A 20266-nucleotide genomic window follows, 5' to 3' on the forward strand; every position below is an offset into this window, starting at 1 on the left:
GGGCGGCGCGGGTGCCGGAAGCATAGAGCGCGAAACGGACCGGTCGCGCGAGTGCGCGACCGGCCCGTTTCCGCCTGGTCCGTACGAGAGTTCGATGCCTGACCGAAGACGCCCGGCCGAAGACGCTCAGCCAAAGGCATCTGGCCGGAGAGGTCAGGCCGGTTCGGCCTCCCTGCGCTCCTCCGGCTCCTCGGGGCCCTTCGGCTCGTCGGCGACGGGCAGCTCGGTCACGCCCCGCTCCTCCAGCCGCTCCCGTACGATCTCCCGCTCCGCGGCCTCGATGATCTCCACCGCGCGCTCGTCCACGGCGGGGACGAGCTCGCCCGGGTGGCGCAGCCAGAGGGCGCCCAGGGGCGGGACGCGCAGGGTGGCGGAGTACGGGAGGCCGTGCCGGGGCTCCTCGGTGGCCTCGACGGCGCCGAGGTTGCCCACGCCGCTGCCCGCGTAGTCGTAGGCGTCGGTGTTGAGCACCTCCTCCCACGCCCCGGCGAAGGGCAGCCCGAGACGGTAGTCGTCGTGCGGCGCGCCGGAGAAGTTGGCCACGCACGCCACCACCGAGCCGTCCTCGGCGTAGCGGAGGAAGGAGAACACGTTGCCCAGCGCGTCGTCGGCGTCGATCCAGCGGAAGCCGTCGGGAGAGGCGTCCACGCTCCACAGCGCGGGAGACTCCTTGTAGACCCGGTTGAGGTCGCGGACCAGCCGCTGCACCCCCTTGTGCCCGTCGAAGTCGAGCACCCACCAGTCGAGCCCGCGCTCCTCCGACCACTCCGAGCCCTGGCCGAACTCGCCGCCCATGAACAGCAGCTGCTTGCCCGGGTGGGCCCACATGAAGGCGAACAGCGCCCGCAGGTTCGCGAACCGCTGCCACTCGTCGCCGGGCATCTTGCCGAGCAGCGACCCCTTGCCGTGCACCACCTCGTCGTGCGAGAGCGGCAGCGTGAAGTTCTCCGAGTACGCGTACATCAGCGAGAACGTCATCTGGTGGTGGTGGTACTGGCGGAAGACCGGCTCGTGCTTGAGGTACGCGAGCGTGTCGTGCATCCAGCCCATGTTCCACTTGAACCCGAAGCCGAGCCCGCCCAGGTGCACCGGCCGCGAGACGCCCGGCCACGCGGTCGACTCCTCGGCGACGGTGATGATGCCCGGCGCCTCCCGGTAGGCGACCGCGTTCATCTCCTTGAGGAACGCGACGGCGTCGAGGTTCTCCCGGCCGCCGTACTCGTTGGGCGTCCACTCGCCCTCGCGCCGCGAGTAGTCGAGGTAGAGCATCGAGGCGACCGCGTCGACGCGCAGCCCGTCGATGTGGAACTCGCGCAGCCAGTACACCGCGTTCGCGACCAGGAAGTTGCGCACCTCCCTGCGGCCGAAGTCGAAGATGTAGGTGCCCCACTCGGGATGCTCGCCCCGCGCCGGATCGGCGTGTTCGTACAGCGGGGTGCCGTCGAACCTGGCCAGCGCCCAGTCGTCCATCGGGAAGTGCGCGGGCACCCAGTCGACCAGCACGCCGACGCCCGCCTCGTGCAGGCTGTCGACCAGGTGGCGGAAGTCGTCGGGGGAGCCGAAGCGGGAGGTCGGGGCGTAGTAGGACGTCACCTGGTAGCCCCAGGAGCCGCCGAACGGGTGCTCGGCCACCGGCATCAGCTCCACGTGCGTGAAGCCCATGTCCACCACGTACTCGACCAGCTGGACGGCGAGCTCCCGGTACGACAGGCCCGGCCGCCACGAGCCGAGGTGCACCTCGTAGACGCTCATCGCCTCCCGCAGGGCGTCCTTCTCCGCGCGGCGGCGCATCCACTCGTCGTCCCGCCAGGCGTACTCCGACCTCTCGATCACCGACGCGGTCGCGGGCGGCACCTCGGTGCGCCGGGCCATCGGGTCGGCCTTGGCCCGCCAGACCCCGTCCGCGCCGAGGATGCTGAACTTGTAGCGGTCACCGGGGCCGAGACCGGGGATGAACAGCTCCCACACGCCCGACCTGCCGAGCGAGCGCATCGGGTGCGCGCCGCCCTCCCAGTGGTTGAAGTCGCCGATCACCCGGACGCCGCGCGCGTTGGGAGCCCACACGGCGAAGGCCGTGCCGTCCACGTCCTCGTGCCGCATGACCCGCGCGCCGAGGGTCTCCCAGAGCCGCTCGTGGCGCCCCTCGCCGATGAGGTGCAAATCCACCTCGCCCAGCGTGGGCCAGTGCCGGTAGGGATCCGTGGTCTCGTACGGCTCGGCGCCCGCGTAGGTGATCCGGAGCCGGTAGTCGGGGATCTTGTCGATCCCGGGCAGGGTCACCGCGAACACGCCGTGGGCCACGTGCTCCAGGTCGTGGGCCTCGCCGTCCACGAGTGCCTGGACCTTCTGCGCGAAGGGGCGCAGCGTCCGGATCGTCACGCCCTCGGGACCCAGGTGCGCCCCGAGGATCGAGTGCGGATCGTGGTGCGCTCCGCCCGCGAGCCGGTCCAGGTCCAAGTGCGCGTTCATGGCTTACTCCCGTAGATCGATAGCCCCTACCCTGCCCTACTCGGGTGACCCATCCCATGCCCCTGTCCGCTATCACCATGCGTGTTGGGAAAACGTGCGGATCCGAGGGAGAGAAAAGTCACGATTGTCGGTTATGTGGGGCGCATCACAACGTCGTCCGCCGACCGTATCCGACCGTCGGCGGCATCGTACGCGAGTTCCGGCCGCCGCCGGTGATCGACGCCGCCCGAGGTCACCCGGTCCGGCGGGAACGGCCGCTCAGTAGGGGTTCTTGGCGGTGACGTCGCGCGGGGTGATGCGGAACCCCTGCCAGTGGCTCGGCATGGGGTCGGCGTCCTCGTCGCGGGGGACGTGGTGGAAGCCGACGTTGACCCACAGCACCGGGTCGGCGAGCCGCTCCCCGTTGGTGTAGCGGTCGACGGACCTGGCGCACCGGGGGGAGGGGTTGACCGTCGCCAGGCGCTCGCAGGAGCGGTAGTCGGTGACGTAGAGGTCGGCCCGGGTGAAGGCCTCGTCGGCGGGGCCGCGGTACTGGGCGGTGTCGGAGTTGTTGATCTCCCAGGAGACGCGGTGCCCGTCGGCGTTGCGCACCTTCCCGTCGACCACCCGCCACCAGCGCATCGGCCTGCTGACGCTCTTGGCCTCCGCCGCGAACGCCGTCCGCACGATCTTCCGGCTCGCGGTGCCGGAGCCGCTGAAGTCGTACTGCTCCACGACGTCGTCCGCCCGGCCCGCCACGTCGAAGTCCAGGCGCCAGAAGATGTTGTGGGTGTGGCTCGCCTCGAACCCGCTCGCGCCCACCCCGATGGGCCAGCCGTGCTCGGGCGCGGTGGTGAACCCGGCGAGCGACCCGGTGGCCCCCACCCGGGGGGTGATCGCGCCGTCGTCAGAGAAGGCCCATTCGGCGAGGTAGGTATACCAGCCGACCTGGAAGGCGGCGAACACCACCAGGTCACGCCCCTGGGCGGTCAGGTTCAGCCCCTCGGGGACCGCCTTCAGGTGCGCGTGCCCGCGGGCCCTCGTCGTCACGCAGACGAACTGCTCGCGGCGCTCGCCGAGCGGGCAGTCGGCGGCCCGCAGCGGGACGGCGGTGTAGCCCAGCGACCCGATGTCGTGGTAGCGGGGGCGGCCCCTGTCGTAGGGCACGTGGATCTGGGCCAGCGAGGTGCTGCGCAGCACGGTGGTCGGCCGCTGGCCCCTCGGCGTGTAGACGACCCTGGTCAGGGTGAGCCCCTCGACGTTGCGCATCTCCCAGCAGAGCTGCCAGCGCGCCCCGTTGGGCAGGGTCTTGTCGACGCGGTACGGCGCGTTGCAGGGGGCCGCCGGAGGCCGCGCGCCGGTCCCCGGCGTCGCCTGCGGTCGTGCCGGGGAGCCGGACGAGGTGGACGGCCGCGGCTGCGGCAGCGGGGGTATCGGCGCGGTGAGCCCCCCGGCGAGCAGGGCGCAGAGGAGGGTGAGGCGGAGGAACACGGATTACCACTCCAGGGTGTGGATCTTCTTGGCGGACAGGTCGACGACCATCCGGCTGGTGTCCAGCCAGGTGCCGTCGGGCAGCCGGACGAACAACCGCAGGCACCGGTGGACCTCGCACTCCCGGGCGGGCCCGCTCTCGCCGGACGGGGTGAAGATCAGCCCGCGCAGCCCCAGGTCCGCCGCCGACCTCAGCGCCCCGCCCCCGGCCCTGGTGTACGCGTCGCGCGTGAGCTTGCCGTATCCCGGGTGGGACAGCAGGAGACCGGCGGCCGTCGTCTCCTCCTCCTTCGACGGCGGCGGCTGCACCCCCCGCGCCACGGTCTCCCGCACGACCTCGCCCCGGCCGAGGTCGACGGTCCGCACGATGAGCCGGTCGCCGCCGTAGTCGTAGAGGTACGCGTCGGCGCGGCGGTGGCCGGGGGAGTCCTTGTCGTCGTCGCGCTCCACGTAGAGGAGCTTGATCCGCCCGGCGGCCAGGTGCGACCTCGACCCCGCCGACGCGATCGTGGTGGCCTGGGCGACCTCCTGGCCGGTCAGCGGGTCCTCCAGCGCGGGCGTTCGCAGGGTGGACCTCGCGGCCTGCGACCCCTGCTCGCCGGAGATGAACAGCGCCGCCCCGGCGACGACGGCCACCCCCGCCCCCGCGACCGTCATCAGCATCAGTCTTCGCCCCATGAACGCCCTCTTTACTCACCGTTGACTTTTCCTTGCGAAGAGTAGCGATCGATGAGTGTCCCGGCGGGTCCAAAGGCGTATTGCACTTTTGGTTTATATCGTCACCGTTTGGGGCTTTTAGTCCGATTTTTTGGATCACCCAAGCCTGGAGGGACGGAGTACTCGCCGGGCCGCATCCGGAGGGCGCCCGGCGCCTTTCGCCAGAGGTGAGGGCCGCGGATTCCGGCCCGCGGCGCCGCGGGAGCGCGACACCCGGACCCGCGTCGCGGGGCGACGGTTTTCCCTCGTTCTCCGTTGCGGAATTCGGATGGGTTACGGTGATATTTTACTTCTTGACGGATATGAACCCTGTAGCGAAGATTCTTGCCGATAGCGCACTTATTTCCAGGTCTCCCCCTACCTGAGACGTGCGCCAACTGGAGGAATCTTTCATGAGGAGCCCCCTCACCGGCAGGAGGGCCGCCCGCGCCGCGGTCGTGCTCGCCCTGCCTCTCGCCCTCAGCCTCAGCTCGATGCCCGTGCTCGCCGATCCGTCCCCGCCCGTCAGCGAGGTCGTCCCCGACCGGCAGTCCACCACCGAGCAGAACGGCGTGGCGCTGCTGCGCGTCATCGTCCCCGACCAGGCGGCCATCGACCGGCTCACCTCGCTGGACGTCGACCTCGCGGAGTACAAGAAGTCCGTCGAGGGCGGCCTCGAGGTCCACGCCGTGCTGAGCCCCCCGGAGGCCCAGAGGCTGCGTGACCTCGGCTTCGACGTACGCGGCGCCATCTCCGACCAGAGCGACGTCGCCGAGAACAAGGCGGAACGGCGGGAGGCGCTCAAGGAGGCCGCGGAGGCGGCGGCGGAGGTCGACACGCTGACCCCGCTGCGCGCCGAGTGGTTCACCAGCCTCGACGACCAGCACTTCCTGTCGGTGGAGGTGAAGTCGAGCGCCGTCGACGCGGAGACCGTGCTCACCGCCACCTGGGACAGCGGCAGGAAGACGCCCCCCGACTCGGGCGGCACCACGACGATGTCGCGCTTCACCGACGCCGGCCAGTACATGTACCACCGGTTCAGCGCGCCGCTCTCCCTCACCGCGGTCCCCGGCAAGGTCACGATCACGAGCAGCCGCGGCGGCTCGGTCACGGTCCCGGTGACCAAGTGGCTGGGATCCCCGCGCAAGGCGCCGAGCCCCCACTACGTCGCCGACTTCGTCGACCGCTACATGGACCCCACCGAGCTCACCGACCGGATCACCGCCCTGGCCGCGGAGTTCCCGAAGATCAGCCAGATCGTCAACCTGCCCCACAAGACGAACGGCTACCGCCGGGCGGCGCAGGCGCAGTTCGGCACGGTCGCGGCGAGCACGTTCTACGTGAGCTCGAAGGCGTACGGGCACGAGGGCGGCAACGACGTCAGCGTCGCGCTGGTGAAGCCCGAGGCCGCCTCCAGCCCGCTGAGCGTCTCCGCGAGCGGCAAGGACGTCGTGGTCAACCTCGGCACGGACGCGTCCTCCGCGATCAGCAGCACCGCGATCCAGGTGGTCGAGGCGCTCAACGGCAACACCGCGACGTCGGCGCTGCTGAGCGCGGCCACCTACCGGGGCAACGCCGGTACCGGCCTCGTCGAGGCGGCGGTCGCGACGAAGCTGACCGACAACCTCAAGGCGCCGGCGACCGTCTCGCGCGAGCCGTTCCAGACGAAGGCGCTGCGCATCGGCAAGAAGCGCGACGGGTCGAAGACCGGCGTGTTCCTCTACTGCCAGGAGCACGCCCGCGAGTGGGTGACCCCGCTGGTCTGCCTGGAGACCGCCGAGCGGCTCCTGCGCAACTACGCCCGCGACAACCGGACCAAGAAGCTCGTCGACGACCTCGACATCTTCATCCTGCCCACGTCCAACCCCGACGGCGGGCACTACAGCATGTACGACTACAACATGCAGCGCCGCAACCTGACCAACCACTGCCCGGCCAACGGGGCCGACCCGGCGCGGCGCAACTCCTGGGGCGTGGACCTGAACCGCAACTTCTCGGTCGGTTCCGTCTTCGACGGCTACAGCGGCGCCTCGACCACCTGCACCAGCGACACCTTCGCGGGCCCGGCCGAGCTGTCGGAGCCTGAGGCGCGCAACGAGGTCTGGCTCACCACCCAGTACCCCAACATCAAGTTCGCGATGAACACGCACTCCTACGGCGGCTACTTCATGTGGCCTCCGGGCGCGTACAAGGCCGCCGGGCGCGAGCTGCTGCCGCGGGTCGACTACGGCACGGAGAACTTCTTCTGGGACGCCTCCGACCACATCCTCTCCGCGGTCCAGTCGTGGCGCGGTACGGGGATCTGGCCGGGCCGCACCGGCCCGGTGCCGGACGTGCTGTACTCCGCGGCCGGCAACAGCGCCGACGAGCACTGGTTCAACCGGGGCATCATCGGCTGGGACTTCGAGGTCGGCGCGGACGTCTACGACCCGGCGACCAAGCAGTTCCGGGCGGTCGGCTTCCAGCCGGAGTTCGCGGAGGGACACGAGGAGGCGATGGAGTTCGCCAGCGGCCAGATCGGCATCCTGGAGATCGCCAGGTCCTTCGCCGACGACGACGACCGTCCCAGGTCGGAGCTGAAGAAGACCGGCTGGACCCCCACCTCGTCCACGTTCACCTTCGCGACCGACGAGCCCGCCAACGTGTACTACACGCTGGACGGCAGCCGCCCGACGCTGAGCTCCACCAAGCTCGCCGCCGCGGGGATGCGCGAGGGCGCGCAGCAGATCACGGTCACCAAGGACACCGAGGTGCGCTGGTTCGCCGTCGACATCGCCGGGAACGTCGAGAACGGCTACCGGCCGGACGGCAACGGCGGCAACTACCGCAAGGAGAAGGTGAAGATCACCAAGACTCCCTGACCCTCACCCGCGAGCCCGCGGGCCCGCGAGCCCACACGTCCGTGAGCTCGCGAGCCCGCACACCCGCGAGTCCGTGAGCTCGCGTGTTCGGGAGTTCGTGAGCTCGCACGTTGTGCGAGCCCGCACGTCCGCGCGGCCGCCGGTCCACCGACCGGCGGCCGCCGCCCGTGGCGCGGGCACCTCACCCACCCGCCGGAAGCACATCCGGAAGCACGCCAGGAAGCGCGTCAGGAAGCACGCCGGGAGGCGCGTCCGGCAGGAGATCCGGCAGGAGGCGCCACTCCTCCCAGGAGATGTCCCTGCCCGGCCAGCGCACCGAGGCGTACGGCCACGCCTCGTCCAGCCAGGCGCGGACCACCGGCTCCAGCTCCTCCTCCAGGCCCGTGCCCTCCTCGTCGGCCCGTACCCAGAACGACACGTCCGCGTCGGCCCCGCGCTTCTCCGGGGGATCGACGTAGACGCACCCGAGCAGGCGGGCCCCGTCGGGGCTCGTCACCGCGTAGTTGAACGACCTGCGCAGCAGGGCCTCCTTCTGGTGCCAGGCCAGGTCGATCAGGTTGTCCTCCAGCGTCATGTCGCCGGGCGGCCAGCCCCACAGGGGGAAGCGTTCCCGCAGCCGGGCCGCGCTGCTCATCACGGCGTCGAAGTCGCGCACCGCGTCGTGGATCGTGATGGGCCGGATGTGGAACCTCTCGTGCTCCACACCGGCGGGGATCTCGTGGGTTCTCGGGAGGAAGGGCATGCGGCCATACTGGCGCACCCGCCTTGGCGCCCGCTGAACTCCCGCTTGCTCGAACAGGGAGGGGGCGGATCCGCTCCGGCGCCTTCCGGGAGTCGACTCGGGGATGACCTCGCGGGTCGCGCCTACCTCTCGCGGCCTAACGCCGATTCCCCCTCCGGGGCGACGCGGACCGGGTGAGCGGCCGTCCACAGTGCTGGGCATGGACCCCGAATCTCTCGATCTGGCCCGGTTGCAGTTCGCGTTGACCGCCGGAACGCATTTCCTGTTCGTGTCACTCACCCTCGGCCTGGTCACGCTGGTGGCCTGCGTCCAGACCCGGGCGACGCTGACCGGCAGCGAGGTGCACTGGCGGATGACCCGGTTCTGGGGACAGCTCTACGTCGTCAACTACGCCGTGGGCATCGTCACCGGCCTGGTGATGGAACTGCAGCTCGGCCTCAACTGGGGTGGCCTGGGCCACTTCGCCGGCAACGTCTTCGGCTCGTCGCTGGCCCTGGAGACACTGATCGCGTTCTTCCTGGAGTCCACCTTCCTCGGCCTGTGGATCTTCGGGTGGGGGCGGCTGAACCGCTGGGCGCACCTGGCGCTGATCTGGGGCATCACGCTGACCGCCTGCGCCTCCGCCTACTGGATCATGGTGTCGAACGGTTTCCTGCAGAACCCGGTCGGAGCCGAGGTCGTCGACGGCGTCCTCCGGCTGACCGATGTCCGAGCGGTCCTCACCAACCCCAGCGCCGTCGTCGCCGTGGGACACGTCCTCAGCGGCGCGATGGTGGCCGCCGGGTTCCTCATGGCCGGCGTCAGCGCCTACCACCTGCGGCGCGACACCCCTGACCAGGAGTTCTTCCGGCGCTCGCTGCGAATCGGGCTGGCGGTCACGCTCCCCTTCCTGCTGCTCACGGCCGGCATGGGCGGGATGCACCTCGGGGTGCTGGAGGACACGCAGCCACTGAAGCTGACGGCGGCCTTCGGCGATGGGAGCGAGCTCTCCCGGCTCCAGGCGGAGGCGGAGGCGGCGTACGGCCCGGGTGACTACGTGCCCTCTCCCGCCGGTGGGGCCGCCTTCTACCTGATGGTGTGCTGCTGGGTGGTGATGCTGGTGGTGTCGGTGACAGGCATCGTCCTCATGCGCTCCGACCGCCGTGTCGCCGCCTCCAGGCGGCGGCTCCGGCTGCTGGTGGCGGCGATCCCGCTGCCGTTCGTCGCGATGATCGCCGGTTGGGTCCTCCGCGAGCTCGGCCGCCAGCCCTGGGTGGTGTACGGCCTGTTGAGGACCGAGGACGCGATCTCCGACATCGCCCCCGTGACCCTGACCGTCTCGCTGATCGTCTTCACCGTTCTGTTCGGCGTGCTCGCCCTGGTCAACTACTGGCTGCTGGCCAGGTTCGCCCGCGGCGGGCCGCGGGCGGCGACGCTGGGGCGGCCCGGCGGCGACCGGCCGGCCGAGCCGTACCTGACCACGGCCTTCTGAGCGGGGACACCTGTGGAAACCATCGCCGTCGCGATCTTGGGCTTCTTCACTCTTGGCTACTTCCTCCTCGGCGGCGCCGACATCGGTGTCGGCATGGTGCTGCCCTTCCTCGGGCGCACCGACCGCGAGCGGCGTCTGGTCGTCACGGCGATCGCGCCGTTCTTCCTCGGCAACGAGGTGTGGCTGGTCGCGGTGATCGGCATCCTGGCCGGCGCGTTTCCCGAGCTGGAGGCCACCTTGCTGCACGGCCTGTATCCGGCTTTCAGCGTGCTGCTCGTGGGATGGGTCGTGCGTGACATGGGACTGTGGCTGCGCGGCCGGGTGGACCGGCGGGGCTGGCGGCTGTCGTGGGACGCCGCGACCGTGACCGGCAGCTGGCTCGTCGCGCTGAGCTGGGGCGTCGTCCTCGGCGAGATCCTGGCCGGGGACGTCGGCGGGCCGGGCGCCGCCGGGGCGGCCGTGGCCGGCGCCGCGGGCGCGGCACCGCTGTTCGCCTCGCACGGGCTGGCGTTCGCGGCGCTGCGGCTCACCGGTGCGCCGCACCGGCGCGCGCGCCGGGCGGCGGGCCGGATCGGGGAGGCGCGGATGCCGGTCGTGACCTCGGCCGTGATCACGGTCGCGGTTCTCGCGGCCGGTGTCCGGCTGGAACCCGCGCGGGCCGCCGCCGACCCGGGCTCGCTGAGCTTCCTGGTGCCGGCGATCCTCGTCGTCACGCCTTTCCTCGTGGCGGCCCAGGCCTGGTCCTGGTACCTGTTCCGGCACCGCGTCACCGAACCCGTGTACCTGTGAGGAACGGCGCCGTCATGGGGCGGCGAAACCGGACGGCGGGTGGCGGGCGAACTCATGCGCGTGTCGAGGTCACCGCACGGCGATGCCGTACTCGCCTGGTGGATAATGCGAAGCAGGCCCACGGGCGGCTCGGCGCGTCGCCGGAGGCGCGGCCGGCGGTTCGCCGGCCGTCTGTTCCCAGAGGGCGGAAGCGGTCCACCCGCCTGCCGCGGACCTGCGGCGACCCCGGACGGGCCGCGTCACCGCCCGGCCCCGCCGCATGAGGACGACCTTGCACACCGATGACAGCCGAACGGCCTGGCCGCCGCCGAACTGGATCACGGACCCGATCCTCGCCGCCGCCTCGGTGGTGGCGGTCGTTCTGATCGGCCACTCCCGGATGGACACGCTGGGCTGGGTGATCGTCCTGGTCTTCGCCGCCGTCCTGCCGCTGCGCCGTCGCCACCCGGTGGCGACGGCGGTGTTCATCCTGGTCCTGTGCGCCGCCTACTACCCTCTCAGCCAGACCGACGGCCCCATCTGGCCCGCCCTCGTCGTGGCGCTGTACACCGTGGGCGCCGAGGCCGGGACGGGCGCCGCCGTCACGCTGCTCGCCGTCGCGCTGGTCACCTTCGCCTACGCCGCGCGCGACAGCGGCACCCCCAACCTCGCCGGGGCGGCCGGCTTCCTGCTGGCCGGCTGGTTCGCCGCCGCGCTGGCGATGGGCGCGGTCGTGCGCAACCGCCGCGCCTACCTGCGCGCCGCGGAGGAGCGGCGCAGGGAGGAGGGACGGCTGCGCGCCGCGCGGGAACGGCTGCGCATCGCCCGCGAGCTGCACGACGCGCTCGGCCACAACCTCTCGCTGATCCACGTGCAGGCCAGCTCCGCGCTGCACCGGCTGGCCGGACAACCCGAGCTGGCGCCGGACGCGCTGGCCGCGATCAAGCAGTCCAGCAAGGACGCCCTGCGGGAGCTGCGCGCCACCCTCGGCGTGCTGCGCCAGGACGACGCGCCGGAGACCGCGGGCCCGCCCGCGGGGCTGGCACGGCTGGACGAGCTCGCGGGAAAGGCCCGCGCGGCCGGCCTGGTCGTCACCGTACGGGTGGACGGAGAGCGCAGGCCGGTCGGTCCCGCGGTGGATCTGGCGGCCTACCGCGTCGTGCAGGAGAGCCTCACCAACATCACCCGGCACGCAGGCGCCACCCAGGTGGCCATCCGCGTCCGCTACGACCACGACGAGGTGTACGTGCAGATCGACGACAACGGCCGAGGCCGCCCCGAGGGCGTCGCGGGCACCGGCAGCGGGCTGAGAGGCATGGAAGAACGGGTCGAGGCCCTCGGCGGCCGGCTCAGCACCGGGAACCGGCCGGGCGGCGGCGGCTTCCGGGTGATCGCCCACCTGCCGGCCGGCCCGGCGGAGCCGTCGGCATGATCAAGGTGCTGCTGGCCGACGACCAGGCGCTGGTACGCGCCGGGTTCCGCGCCATCCTCGACGGGGAGGACGACATCTCCGTGGTGGGAGAGGCCTCCGACGGGGAGCACGCCGTACGGCTGGCACGCGAACTCGGCCCCGACATCGTCCTGATGGACGTACAGATGCCCGGCCTCAACGGCCTGGACGCCACCAGGCTGATCGCCGAGGACCCGGCCCTCGCCCACGTCAAGGTCATCGTCCTGACCACCTACGACGTCGACGACTACATCTACACCGCCCTGCGCGCCGGGGCCGGCGGCTTCCTGCTCAAGGACACCGAACCGGCCGAGATGATCCACGGCATCCGGGTCGTCTCACGAGGAGAGGCGCTGCTGGCGCCCTCCGTCACCCGCAAACTGATCGCCGAGTTCGCCGCCCGCAGCAGACGGCCCGCCGTCAGCCCGCGCCTCAACGCGCTCACCGGCCGCGAGCGCGAGGTCATGACCCTGATCGCGGAAGGGCTGTCGAACGAGGAGATCGCCGACCGGCTCTTCCTCAGCCCGGCCACCGTCAAGACACACGCCAGCCGGATCATGACCAAACTCGGCGCCCGCGACCGCACGCAGCTGGTCGTCATCGCCTACGAATCAGGAATGATCACCCCGGGCTGGATGGACTGACCGGCCGCGACCCCGGCGCGTCATCGGGCCTACCTCGCGAGAGGTAGGCCCGATGCCCTCCCGAGAAGGACGCCCGGAGCCGTGTCCCGCCGCGAACGTGGGGCACGCACGACCGTCCACGAGAAGGGAAGACCAACGCATGCGCGTCCTCATCATCGGTGCCGGAATCGGCGGGCTCTGCCTGGCCCACGGCCTGCGCCGCGCCGGCATCGACGTCGAAGTCCTGGAGCGCACCGGCGCCGGCACCCCCGGCCTCGCCGGATACGGCATCCACATCAACGCCAACGGCGGCCGGGCACTACGTGAGTGCCTGCCGGAGGAGAACTGGGCCCGCTTCAAGGCGATCGCGCCCGAGACCACGCCCGCGGTCCGCTTCTCCGACGAACACCTGCGCACCCTGTCCCTGGTGGGAACCAGGCCGGGAACCGATCCCGCCGTCGTCCAGCGCCGGGCCGTCAACCGGCTCGACCTGCGTGACGTCCTGCTTCACGGCCTCACCGACGACACCTCGGGCACTTCAGGCACCTCGGGCGGCGTCGTCCGGTGGAACAGGGAGTTCGCCCGCTACACGCACACCTCCGACGGGCGGGTACGCGCCCACTTCACCGACGGCGGCCACACCGACGGCGACCTGCTCGTCGGGGCCGACGGCGCCAACTCCCGGGTACGCGGGCAGTACCTGCCCCACCTCGGCCGGATGGACACCGGCGTGCTGAACATCGCCGGCCGCGTCCCGCTCACCCCCCGCGTCTCCACCCGGCTGCCCGCGTGGCTGATCGACGGCTCGGTCAACAACATCGTCCCGAACGGGCCGGGCTGGATGTTCGTCTCCGCCTGGCACACTCCCATCCAGGACGCGCCCGCCGGCCAGATCGTCTGGGCCTACGCCGCGGCGCGCGACTCCTACCCCGGGAACGTGCTGGAGATGGAACCGGCCGCGCTACGCGACCTGGTCGTCGCCCGCACCGAGGGCTGGCTGCCGGACCTGCGCGCCCTTGTCGCCGGCAGCGACCCCGCGGGAGTCACCGCGCTGCGCCTGCGCTGCATGCCTGCGCTCGCCCCGTGGCCGGCCGGCGACGTGACCCTGCTGGGTGACGCCATCCACAACATGACACCCATGGCCGGCGTGGGCGCCAACACCGCGCTGCGGGACGCCCTTACCCTGTGCCGGGTGCTGGAGGACGCCGGGACCCGGCGAAGCGGCCTGCTCAAGGCCGTGTCCGCGTACGAGAGGGAGATGCGCGGCTACGCCAACCACGCCCTCGGCCTGTCGTTGCGCAACGCGCGGAACGCGGCCTCCGAGGCGCGGCTGCCCCGGATCGCGTTCCGCGCCGCGCTGCGGGTGGCCGAACTCGTTCCGCCGGTCAAGCGCGTGATGTTCGCCGACCACCACGCCGTGGCGGCCGGCCGACGATGAACGCGATCCTCACCGGGCGCTCTCCGCGGCGCCACGACGGAGTACGCGGTCGCCGTGCCCGGACGCCGGACCGCGGGCCACCGCGCGGAGCCGGTCGTGCCTCGCCGGGGGTGACCTCCCGGGCCCGGTGTCCTACTTCGGCGGGCCGTTCCCGGGCGGGTCGTTCCGCCGCAGGTAGGCGAGCACGGCCTGGACCCGCCGGTGGTAGTCGGACGCGGGTGGCAGGTCGAGCCGGACGAACACGTGCCGGATGTGCGCCTCGACCGTCCGCGGCGCCAGATGGAGCCGGTCGCTGACGGCCTGGTTGGACAGCCCCTCGGCCATCAGCCCCAGGATCTCCAGCTCACGCGCGCTGAGGAACCCGGTCCGGTCGGGCCGGCGGGCGAGCATCGTGGCGACCACCTCGGGATCGACCACGCAGCCACCCGCGTGCACGCGGTGCAGGGCCTCGACGAACGCGTCGATCCCGGCGACCCGGTCCTTGAGCAGGTAACCGACGCCGCGCGGCTCCCCGTCGAGCAGGGCGAACAGGTAGCGCGTCTCCAGGTGCGCCGACAGCATCAGCACGCCGGTGCCCGGACGCTCGCGGCGCAGGTCGAGCGCGGCGCGGAGCCCCTCGGTCCGGAAGTCCGGCGGCATCCGGATGTCGATCACGGCCACGTCCGGGGCGTGTTCGGCCGCCGCCGCGTGCAGGCCCGCCACGTCGCCGACCTCGGCGACCACGTCCACGCCCTCGCCGCGCAGCGCTCCGGCGATGGCCTCCCGCAGGAACGCGGAGTCGTCGGCGAGCACGACCCGGAGGGATCCGCCGCCGGTGGGGGCCGGCGGGAGGTCAGTGGGTGTCAACGGGAAGCACCGCCCTGATCGTGGTCCCGCCCGAGGCGGGACTGGTGAGGGTGAGGTCGCCGCCCAGCGCGGCGACCCGGTCGACCAGGCCCTGCAGGCCCGAACCGCCCGCCAGGTCCGCGCCGCCCCGGCCGTCGTCGCTGACCGACACCGCCAGCACGCCGTCCGCGTACCGTACGCCGACCCGGACGCGACCGGCCTCCGCGTGTTTCAACGCGTTGGTCAGCGCCTCGGCCACCACGAAGTACGCGGCCGACTCGACGTTCGGCGCGAACTTCGGCAGCGGGTCCAGGTCGGTCTCGACGGGCAGCGGCAGCCGCGCGGCCAGCTCCTCCAGCGCGACGGCCAGCCCGGCCTCGGCCAGCAGGGCGGGATGCAGGCCCTGCGCCAGCTCCCTGATCTCGGCCAGCGCCGCGGTCAGCCCCTCGGCGGCCGAGGCGAGCACGTCGGGCACGGCCGGGTCGTCGTGCCGGAGCCTGCGCCGGGCCAGGTTCACCTTGAGCAGCGCGGTGACGAGACGCTGCTGGGCGCCGTCCTGCAGGTCGCGCTCGATCCGGCGCCGCTCGGCGTCGGCCGCCTCCACGATCCTGGCCCGCGAGGCGCGTACCTCGGCCAGCTGCGCGGCCAGCGACCGGTTGGCCAGGGCGAGCCCGGCCGCCGCGGCGACCGTCTCCAGGACGTGCGGGTCCTCGCACAGCAGGGGATCGTGCACCAGGACGGCCCGGCCGTGGGCCCCAACGCCGCCACCGCCGCCGATGGGCGTGACGACCTGGGACGGCGCCACGTCCAGGGGCACGCCGTGCCGGTCGACCAGGCCGGGCTCCCGGTGCGTACCGAAGGGTCCGGGCTCGGCGTACCGTTCGGCCCTCTCGGGTGCGTCGTCCCGTCCGGCCGGGTCCGCGCCGGTCAGGAAGGCCACCCGCAGTGACTCGTCGCGCAGCGAGCGGGCCAGCAGGTCCTCGATCTCGCCGGCCTCCTTCGGGTCGCGCAGCCGTCGCAGCAGCCGGTCGACCGCGCCCCGGCCCAGATAGAAGTAGACCATCCCGGCCAGGAAGGCCAGGGGCAGTGCCGCGAAGAGCACGTCGTACACGTAGACGAACGTGGCGCGGAGCTCCCGGTCCTCGTGGAAGACCAGCCCGACCACGGAGAGCAGGCCGCTGCCCAGCATGATGGCGATGGCCGGTGCCAGCAGGGAGCGCATCAGCGCTCGCGCGTTCAGCCAGCGGCGGGCCAGCACCACGATCAGACCGGCCGACACGACGATCGCCGCCGCCCGGGCCCCGGCCCTCATGACGTCCTCCACGACCAGGCTGTCGGTGACGAGCAGCAGGCCGGGCGCGTTGCCGGGGACGCGGGCGTGCATGTCCACGAAGAGCGCGTTGAGCAGGCCGTTCCCCGCCGCCCCGAGGTAGGCGATCGCGGCCAGCGCCCGCTGCGGGCGCGACTCCAGCCGCCCGGTGGGGAACGCGAGCACCAGGTGGGCCAGGAACGGGCCGGACGCCGCCAGGGTGAGCTGGCCGACGGTGTGGACCCACGCCACGGGCGACAGCTGCAGGTCCTCGGAGAAGAAGCCGATGCCGACCCCCATCATCAGCGGGCCGACCTTGTTGGTGGCGCGCCGGTGGTGCGCCACGATCCCGGAGACGAGGAAGAGCGCTCCGGCGACGGTGTGGACCGTCACCCGGAACATGTCCGCGTCCGGCACACCGGCGGCGATCAGGGTGGTCCACCCGCCCAGCGCCGCTCCGCACAGGGCGACCGCCCACATGGCGCCGTCCCCGTGCCACCAGCGCCGTGATCCGGCCGGGTCACCCGCCGCCCCTGCCCTCACGGGAGAAGTCTCACCCGGCGCCGTCCCGCGGTCAACGCGACAGATCCCGGGGTGGTCGGCGGTCCAGGTCCCGGAGGCAGCGCGATGGACCCCGGGGTGGTCGGCGGTCCAGGTCCCAGGGGCAGCGCGATGGACCCCGGGGTGGTCGGCCGTCCAGATCCCAGAAGCAGCGCGATGGATCCCGGGGGGGTCGGCCGTCCAGGTCCCGGGGACAGCGCGACGAACCCCGGGGTGGTCAGCCGTCCAGGACACGGAGCAGTTCCTCCACCGACAGCGCTCTTTTCGGTACGAACCCGCGTGCGCCGCAGCGTGCCACCAGCGGTCCGTAGTCGGCCGCCTCCCGGATCGAGCTGAGCACGACCTCGGCACCGCCCCCGACCAGCGCCGGGCACAGCTCGAAGCCGCTGGCGTCGGGCAGCCGCACGTCCAGCAGCACCACCTCGGGTCGCAGCCGCGCCGCCTCGGCCAGCCCGGCCGCGCCGGTCCCCGCCTCGCCGACGACCCGGAACGCCGCCCCGTCGAGCAGCGCGCGGGCGACCTCGCGGAAGGCCGGGTCGTCGTCGACGATCAGCAGGCGTCTGGTGGCCATGGGCCACTGTCGCGCGGAACCCGGGACGCCCGCATCCGTGCGAGCACATATTCGCGGCCCCGGATTACGTGGTGGCACCGATGTGCCGCCGCGGCGGCTCCGGCGACCCTGGAACGGTCCGGCGGGCTTCCCGTACCGGACGGGAACCACGAGGACCGCTTCCCGTACCGGACGGGAGCCACGAGGACCACGGCACGAATCCACGGCACGAATCCACCGAACGAATCCACCGAGGAAAAGGTGAGGACACATGAACCGCAGGATCGCGAGAAGGTCCCTCGAGGTCGCCGTGCTCGGCGCGCTGGTCTCCGGCCTGCCCGCGGTGGCGGCGTCCCCCGCGGCGTACGCGGCGGACGACCACCGCCCCCCGAAGATCCTCGGCATCACTCCCGACGACGGCGGGCTCCGGGTGAGGTGGGGGCCCGACACCTTCTTCTCCGGCAGCGTGCCGGGGGAGTCGGTGACCGTGGCCTTCGGCGCCTACGCGGAGGGCCACTGGACGGACAGGGGAGCCACCACCTCGCACACGATCTCCGCCGCCCGGGTGAAGTCCTACGCGGGACAGGCCCCGCGCGTCACCGTCTGCTACCTCTGGCCAGGCGACTCGAAGTGCGCCGCCAGCGACCCCATCCCCATCGCCCCGGACTCGCCCCCCTCCTACCCGCCGGGCACCGGCCAGCTGCGCGGCGTCCCCGCCCCGTACGGCCTGAAGGTCACCTACGGGGACTACCGGGCGACGGTCCAGTGGGTGAACGCCAGCTCCCAGTACAACAAGGTGCTGTTCCGGTACGACCCCGGCACCCAGTGGGACCTGTCGGGCAAGGCGACCAGGGCGACCACCGGGACGCTGGTCCCGGGGCGGACCTACGTGTTCAAGGTGAAGGGCTCCTGGTCCGGCGGCATCACCGGGAGCCGCTACTCGTCCTGGACCGAGCTCAGGTGGACCGCTCCGGCGTACCCGCCCTACCACCCGGGCGGCTCGCAGAAGAAGCCCTACGGTCCCGACACCTGCAAGCAGGGGTACGTCTGGCGCGAGGCCACCCCCGCCGACCGCGTCTGCGTGACCCCCGCGACCCGGAACCAGACCCGGCTCGACAACGCCCAGGCCGCCGCGAGGCGCGCGGGCGCCGGGCCGTACGGTCCCGACACCTGCAGGCAGGGGTACGTCTGGCGTGAGACCACTCCCGCCGACCATGTCTGCGTGACCCCCGCGACCCGGGCCCAGGTCCGGGCCGACAACGCCCAGGCCGCCGCGAGGCGCGCCTGACGACCGGGGGCGGTCGTAGGGCGGTGTTACGGGTGGCCGTACGGGACGGTCACACGGGGGCGGGCCGGGGAGCCGACGGAGCCGATCGGCTCGGTGGACTCCCCGGCCCTCCGTTTCGCGGGGGTACGGGGTCAGCTACAGGCCGAGCCGTTGAAGGTGAACGAGCCGGGGGCGGTGTTGGTGCCGCTGTAGGAGGCGTTGAAACCGAGGCCGACGGACTGCCCGGGGTTCAGGGTGCCGTTGTAGGCGGCGTTGCGGCCGGTCACGACCTGGCCGGACTGCGTCCAGGTGGCGTTCCACCCCTGGGTGACCTGCTGGTTCCCGGGGAAGGTGAACCTCAGCTCCCAGCCGTTGATCGCCGAGGTGCCGGTGTTGGTGACGGACAGGTTGGCGGTGAAGCCGTTGTTCCAGCTGTTGGCGCTGTAGGTCACCCGGCAGGAGGAGGGGCCGGGCGTGGGGGTCGGCGTCGGGGTCGGGGTGGGGGTAGGTGTCGGCGTGGGGGTGGGGGTGGGGCCGGGGGTGTTCAGGCCGAAGAACTGGATCGCGGACTCGGCCATCCCGCTCTGCGGCAGGTTGTGCCCGACACCCGGCAGGCTGTAGGACTCGACCTTGACGGTGCCCGTGGAGTCGGCGTAGCGGCTGCGGTTCCAGCCCGCCCGGGGCGTGTCGGTGGAGGTCGGCGTCTGGCTCAGACCGTGGACGTTGGTCCACTGCTTGACCGCCTCGCCCAGGTTCGGATAGCGCAGGGTGGAGTCCTCGGTGCCGTGCCACAGCTGGACGCGGGGCCGGGCGCCGGTGTATCCGGGGTAGGCGGCCCGCACCAGGTTGCCCCACTCCTGGGGAGTCCTGACGATCGTGCCGTTGGCGCACTCGCTGTTCCACCCGGAGGAGCTCGCGAAGCAGCCGAAGGGCACGCCCATGAAGGCCGCCCCGGCCTTGAACACGTCCGGATACAGGCCCAGCAGGACCTCGGTCATCATCGCGCCGGAGGAGGCGCCGGTCACGTAGACCCGCGCGGGGTCCGCGTTGTGGCGCTGCTGGACGTAGGTCACCATCGACATGAGCCCGACCGGGTCGCTCCCGCCGCCGCGCCTGAGCGCCTCGGGGGAGGAGACGTCGAAACAGTTCCCGCTGCGGGTGGCCGACGGGTAGATCACGATGAACCCGTACTGGTCGGCCAGCGAGGCGAACTGCGTGCCGGAGTGGAAGGCCGGGCCCGAGCCGGTGCAGTAGTGCACCGCCAGCAGGACGGCCGGCCGGGGCGCCACCCGGTCGGGGACGTAGAGGTGCATCCGCAGGTTGCTGGGGTTCGTCCCGAAGCCGGTGACCTCCACCAGGGAGGCGGAGGACGCCGGGGACGCCGCCGAGGTTATCAGCGCCAGGCCGAGCAGGAGGGGAAGGGCCGCGCACACCACGCGCAGGGCCGTTCTCATCCGACCGCTCCCCGGTCCCGGTCGGGCCCGGCGTGGAACATCGCTGTCGGACATCGTCGATCTCCTCTCGGCCACGGCCGAGCGCCGGAACCCCCTGACCCTCGCGGTCCCGGCGCTCGACGCTCACACTTGTCGCCGAAAGTTAAAGTTATTAGCCGAAATTTTCAATCGGCACGGAAGGGCACGGGCGGGACCCCAGCTCCGGACTCCCTCTCCACGACGTTTCCTCGCAGGTCGGGGACGCGGCCGACACCGAAACCGGGGGAGGGGCCCCCGGCCGTTCCGGTGAAAGTTTCCACGCCCGTCACCGAG

15 protein-coding genes are annotated in these 20266 nt (G+C 72.1%); 7 read left to right on the plus strand and 8 right to left on the minus strand.

Features of this window, described 5'->3' with window-relative positions:
- Positions 1-153 precede the first annotated feature (153 nt).
- From glgB to ABT053_RS13925, 3 genes are all read right to left on the minus strand, one after another.
- Positions 154-2469, minus strand: coding sequence for a 1,4-alpha-glucan branching protein GlgB (gene glgB, locus ABT053_RS13915; RefSeq protein ID WP_350969349.1), 2316 nt, complete (start codon positions 2467-2469; stop codon positions 154-156).
- Between the two features lie 258 nt (positions 2470-2727).
- A complete protein-coding gene (locus tag ABT053_RS13920; RefSeq protein ID WP_350969350.1) occupies positions 2728-3939 on the minus strand; it encodes a copper amine oxidase in 1212 nt (403 codons plus the stop codon).
- A gap of 3 nt (positions 3940-3942) precedes the next feature.
- Positions 3943-4617 carry a hypothetical protein gene (locus ABT053_RS13925; protein ID WP_350969351.1) on the minus strand — a complete coding sequence of 225 codons (675 nt, stop codon included), beginning with the start codon at positions 4615-4617 and terminating at the stop codon, positions 3943-3945.
- Positions 4618-5048: 431 nt separating this feature from the next.
- Between ABT053_RS13925 and ABT053_RS13930 the strand changes: the two genes are divergently transcribed.
- Positions 5049-7496 carry a M14 family metallopeptidase gene (locus ABT053_RS13930; RefSeq protein ID WP_350969352.1) on the plus strand — a complete coding sequence of 816 codons (2448 nt, stop codon included), beginning with the start codon at positions 5049-5051 and terminating at the stop codon, positions 7494-7496.
- Between the two features lie 181 nt (positions 7497-7677).
- Here the strand turns inward: ABT053_RS13930 and ABT053_RS13935 are convergent, their stop codons facing one another.
- Positions 7678-8238: a GNAT family N-acetyltransferase gene (locus ABT053_RS13935; RefSeq protein WP_350969353.1), complete on the minus strand. Its 561-nt coding sequence runs from the start codon at positions 8236-8238 to the stop codon at positions 7678-7680.
- A gap of 199 nt (positions 8239-8437) precedes the next feature.
- Between ABT053_RS13935 and ABT053_RS13940 the strand changes: the two genes are divergently transcribed.
- From ABT053_RS13940 to ABT053_RS13960, 5 genes are all read left to right on the plus strand, one after another.
- A complete protein-coding gene (locus ABT053_RS13940; protein WP_350969355.1) occupies positions 8438-9709 on the plus strand; it encodes a cytochrome ubiquinol oxidase subunit I in 1272 nt (423 codons plus the stop codon).
- A 12-nt stretch (positions 9710-9721) separates the two neighbouring features.
- Entirely contained in the window at positions 9722-10498 is a 777-nt protein-coding gene (locus tag ABT053_RS13945) for a cytochrome d ubiquinol oxidase subunit II (RefSeq protein WP_350969356.1), read from the plus strand.
- Between the two features lie 271 nt (positions 10499-10769).
- Positions 10770-11909 carry a sensor histidine kinase gene (locus ABT053_RS13950; protein WP_350969357.1) on the plus strand — a complete coding sequence of 380 codons (1140 nt, stop codon included), beginning with the start codon at positions 10770-10772 and terminating at the stop codon, positions 11907-11909.
- Positions 11906-12571: a response regulator gene (locus ABT053_RS13955; RefSeq protein ID WP_350969358.1), complete on the plus strand. Its 666-nt coding sequence runs from the start codon at positions 11906-11908 to the stop codon at positions 12569-12571. Before ABT053_RS13950 ends, ABT053_RS13955 begins: the two co-directional genes overlap by 4 nt.
- Before the next feature lie 139 nt (positions 12572-12710).
- Positions 12711-13988 carry an FAD-dependent oxidoreductase gene (locus ABT053_RS13960; protein ID WP_350969359.1) on the plus strand — a complete coding sequence of 426 codons (1278 nt, stop codon included), beginning with the start codon at positions 12711-12713 and terminating at the stop codon, positions 13986-13988.
- 132 nt (positions 13989-14120) lie between these two features.
- Here the strand turns inward: ABT053_RS13960 and ABT053_RS13965 are convergent, their stop codons facing one another.
- The 3 genes from ABT053_RS13965 to ABT053_RS13975 form a co-directional block, all read right to left on the minus strand.
- Positions 14121-14834 carry a response regulator transcription factor gene (locus ABT053_RS13965; protein ID WP_350969360.1) on the minus strand — a complete coding sequence of 238 codons (714 nt, stop codon included), beginning with the start codon at positions 14832-14834 and terminating at the stop codon, positions 14121-14123.
- The gene (locus ABT053_RS13970; RefSeq protein WP_350969362.1) at positions 14821-16665 is read right to left on the minus strand and encodes a sensor histidine kinase; all 1845 of its coding nucleotides are present in this window, start codon (positions 16663-16665) and stop codon (positions 14821-14823) included. The genes ABT053_RS13965 and ABT053_RS13970 overlap by 14 nt, the downstream gene beginning before the upstream one ends.
- 235 nt (positions 16666-16900) lie before the next feature.
- Entirely contained in the window at positions 16901-17254 is a 354-nt protein-coding gene (locus ABT053_RS13975; protein WP_350969363.1) for a response regulator, read from the minus strand.
- A gap of 250 nt (positions 17255-17504) precedes the next feature.
- On the opposite strand from ABT053_RS13975, the gene ABT053_RS13980 reads away from it, so the two are divergent.
- The gene (locus ABT053_RS13980; RefSeq protein WP_350969364.1) at positions 17505-18521 is read left to right on the plus strand and encodes a hypothetical protein; all 1017 of its coding nucleotides are present in this window, start codon (positions 17505-17507) and stop codon (positions 18519-18521) included.
- Between the two features lie 131 nt (positions 18522-18652).
- On the opposite strand, the gene ABT053_RS13985 is transcribed toward ABT053_RS13980, so the two are convergent.
- Positions 18653-19954, minus strand: a complete 1302-nt coding sequence (locus ABT053_RS13985; RefSeq protein WP_350969365.1) for an extracellular catalytic domain type 1 short-chain-length polyhydroxyalkanoate depolymerase — start codon at positions 19952-19954, stop codon at positions 18653-18655.
- Between the last annotated feature and the right edge of the window lie 312 nt (positions 19955-20266).

Origin of the sequence: Streptosporangium sp. NPDC002524, assembly GCF_040295985.1 — a bacterium.
GTDB lineage: Bacteria > Actinomycetota > Actinomycetes > Streptosporangiales > Streptosporangiaceae > Streptosporangium.

What these genes read in the sequence shown, in the direction of transcription:
- ABT053_RS13925 (WP_350969351.1), bottom strand. Translation starts at nt 4,617, where the DNA reads ATGGGGCGAAGACTGATGCTGATGACGGTCGCGGGGGCGGGGGTGGCC.
- ABT053_RS13980 (WP_350969364.1), top strand. Translation starts at nt 17,505, where the DNA reads ATGAACCGCAGGATCGCGAGAAGGTCCCTCGAGGTCGCCGTGCTCGGC.
- ABT053_RS13935 (WP_350969353.1), bottom strand. Translation starts at nt 8,238, where the DNA reads ATGCCCTTCCTCCCGAGAACCCACGAGATCCCCGCCGGTGTGGAGCAC.
- ABT053_RS13940 (WP_350969355.1), top strand. Translation starts at nt 8,438, where the DNA reads ATGGACCCCGAATCTCTCGATCTGGCCCGGTTGCAGTTCGCGTTGACC.
- ABT053_RS13930 (WP_350969352.1), top strand. Translation starts at nt 5,049, where the DNA reads ATGAGGAGCCCCCTCACCGGCAGGAGGGCCGCCCGCGCCGCGGTCGTG.
- glgB (WP_350969349.1), bottom strand. Translation starts at nt 2,469, where the DNA reads ATGAACGCGCACTTGGACCTGGACCGGCTCGCGGGCGGAGCGCACCAC.
- ABT053_RS13960 (WP_350969359.1), top strand. Translation starts at nt 12,711, where the DNA reads ATGCGCGTCCTCATCATCGGTGCCGGAATCGGCGGGCTCTGCCTGGCC.
- ABT053_RS13955 (WP_350969358.1), top strand. Translation starts at nt 11,906, where the DNA reads ATGATCAAGGTGCTGCTGGCCGACGACCAGGCGCTGGTACGCGCCGGG.
- ABT053_RS13975 (WP_350969363.1), bottom strand. Translation starts at nt 17,254, where the DNA reads ATGGCCACCAGACGCCTGCTGATCGTCGACGACGACCCGGCCTTCCGC.
- ABT053_RS13985 (WP_350969365.1), bottom strand. Translation starts at nt 19,954, where the DNA reads ATGAGAACGGCCCTGCGCGTGGTGTGCGCGGCCCTTCCCCTCCTGCTC.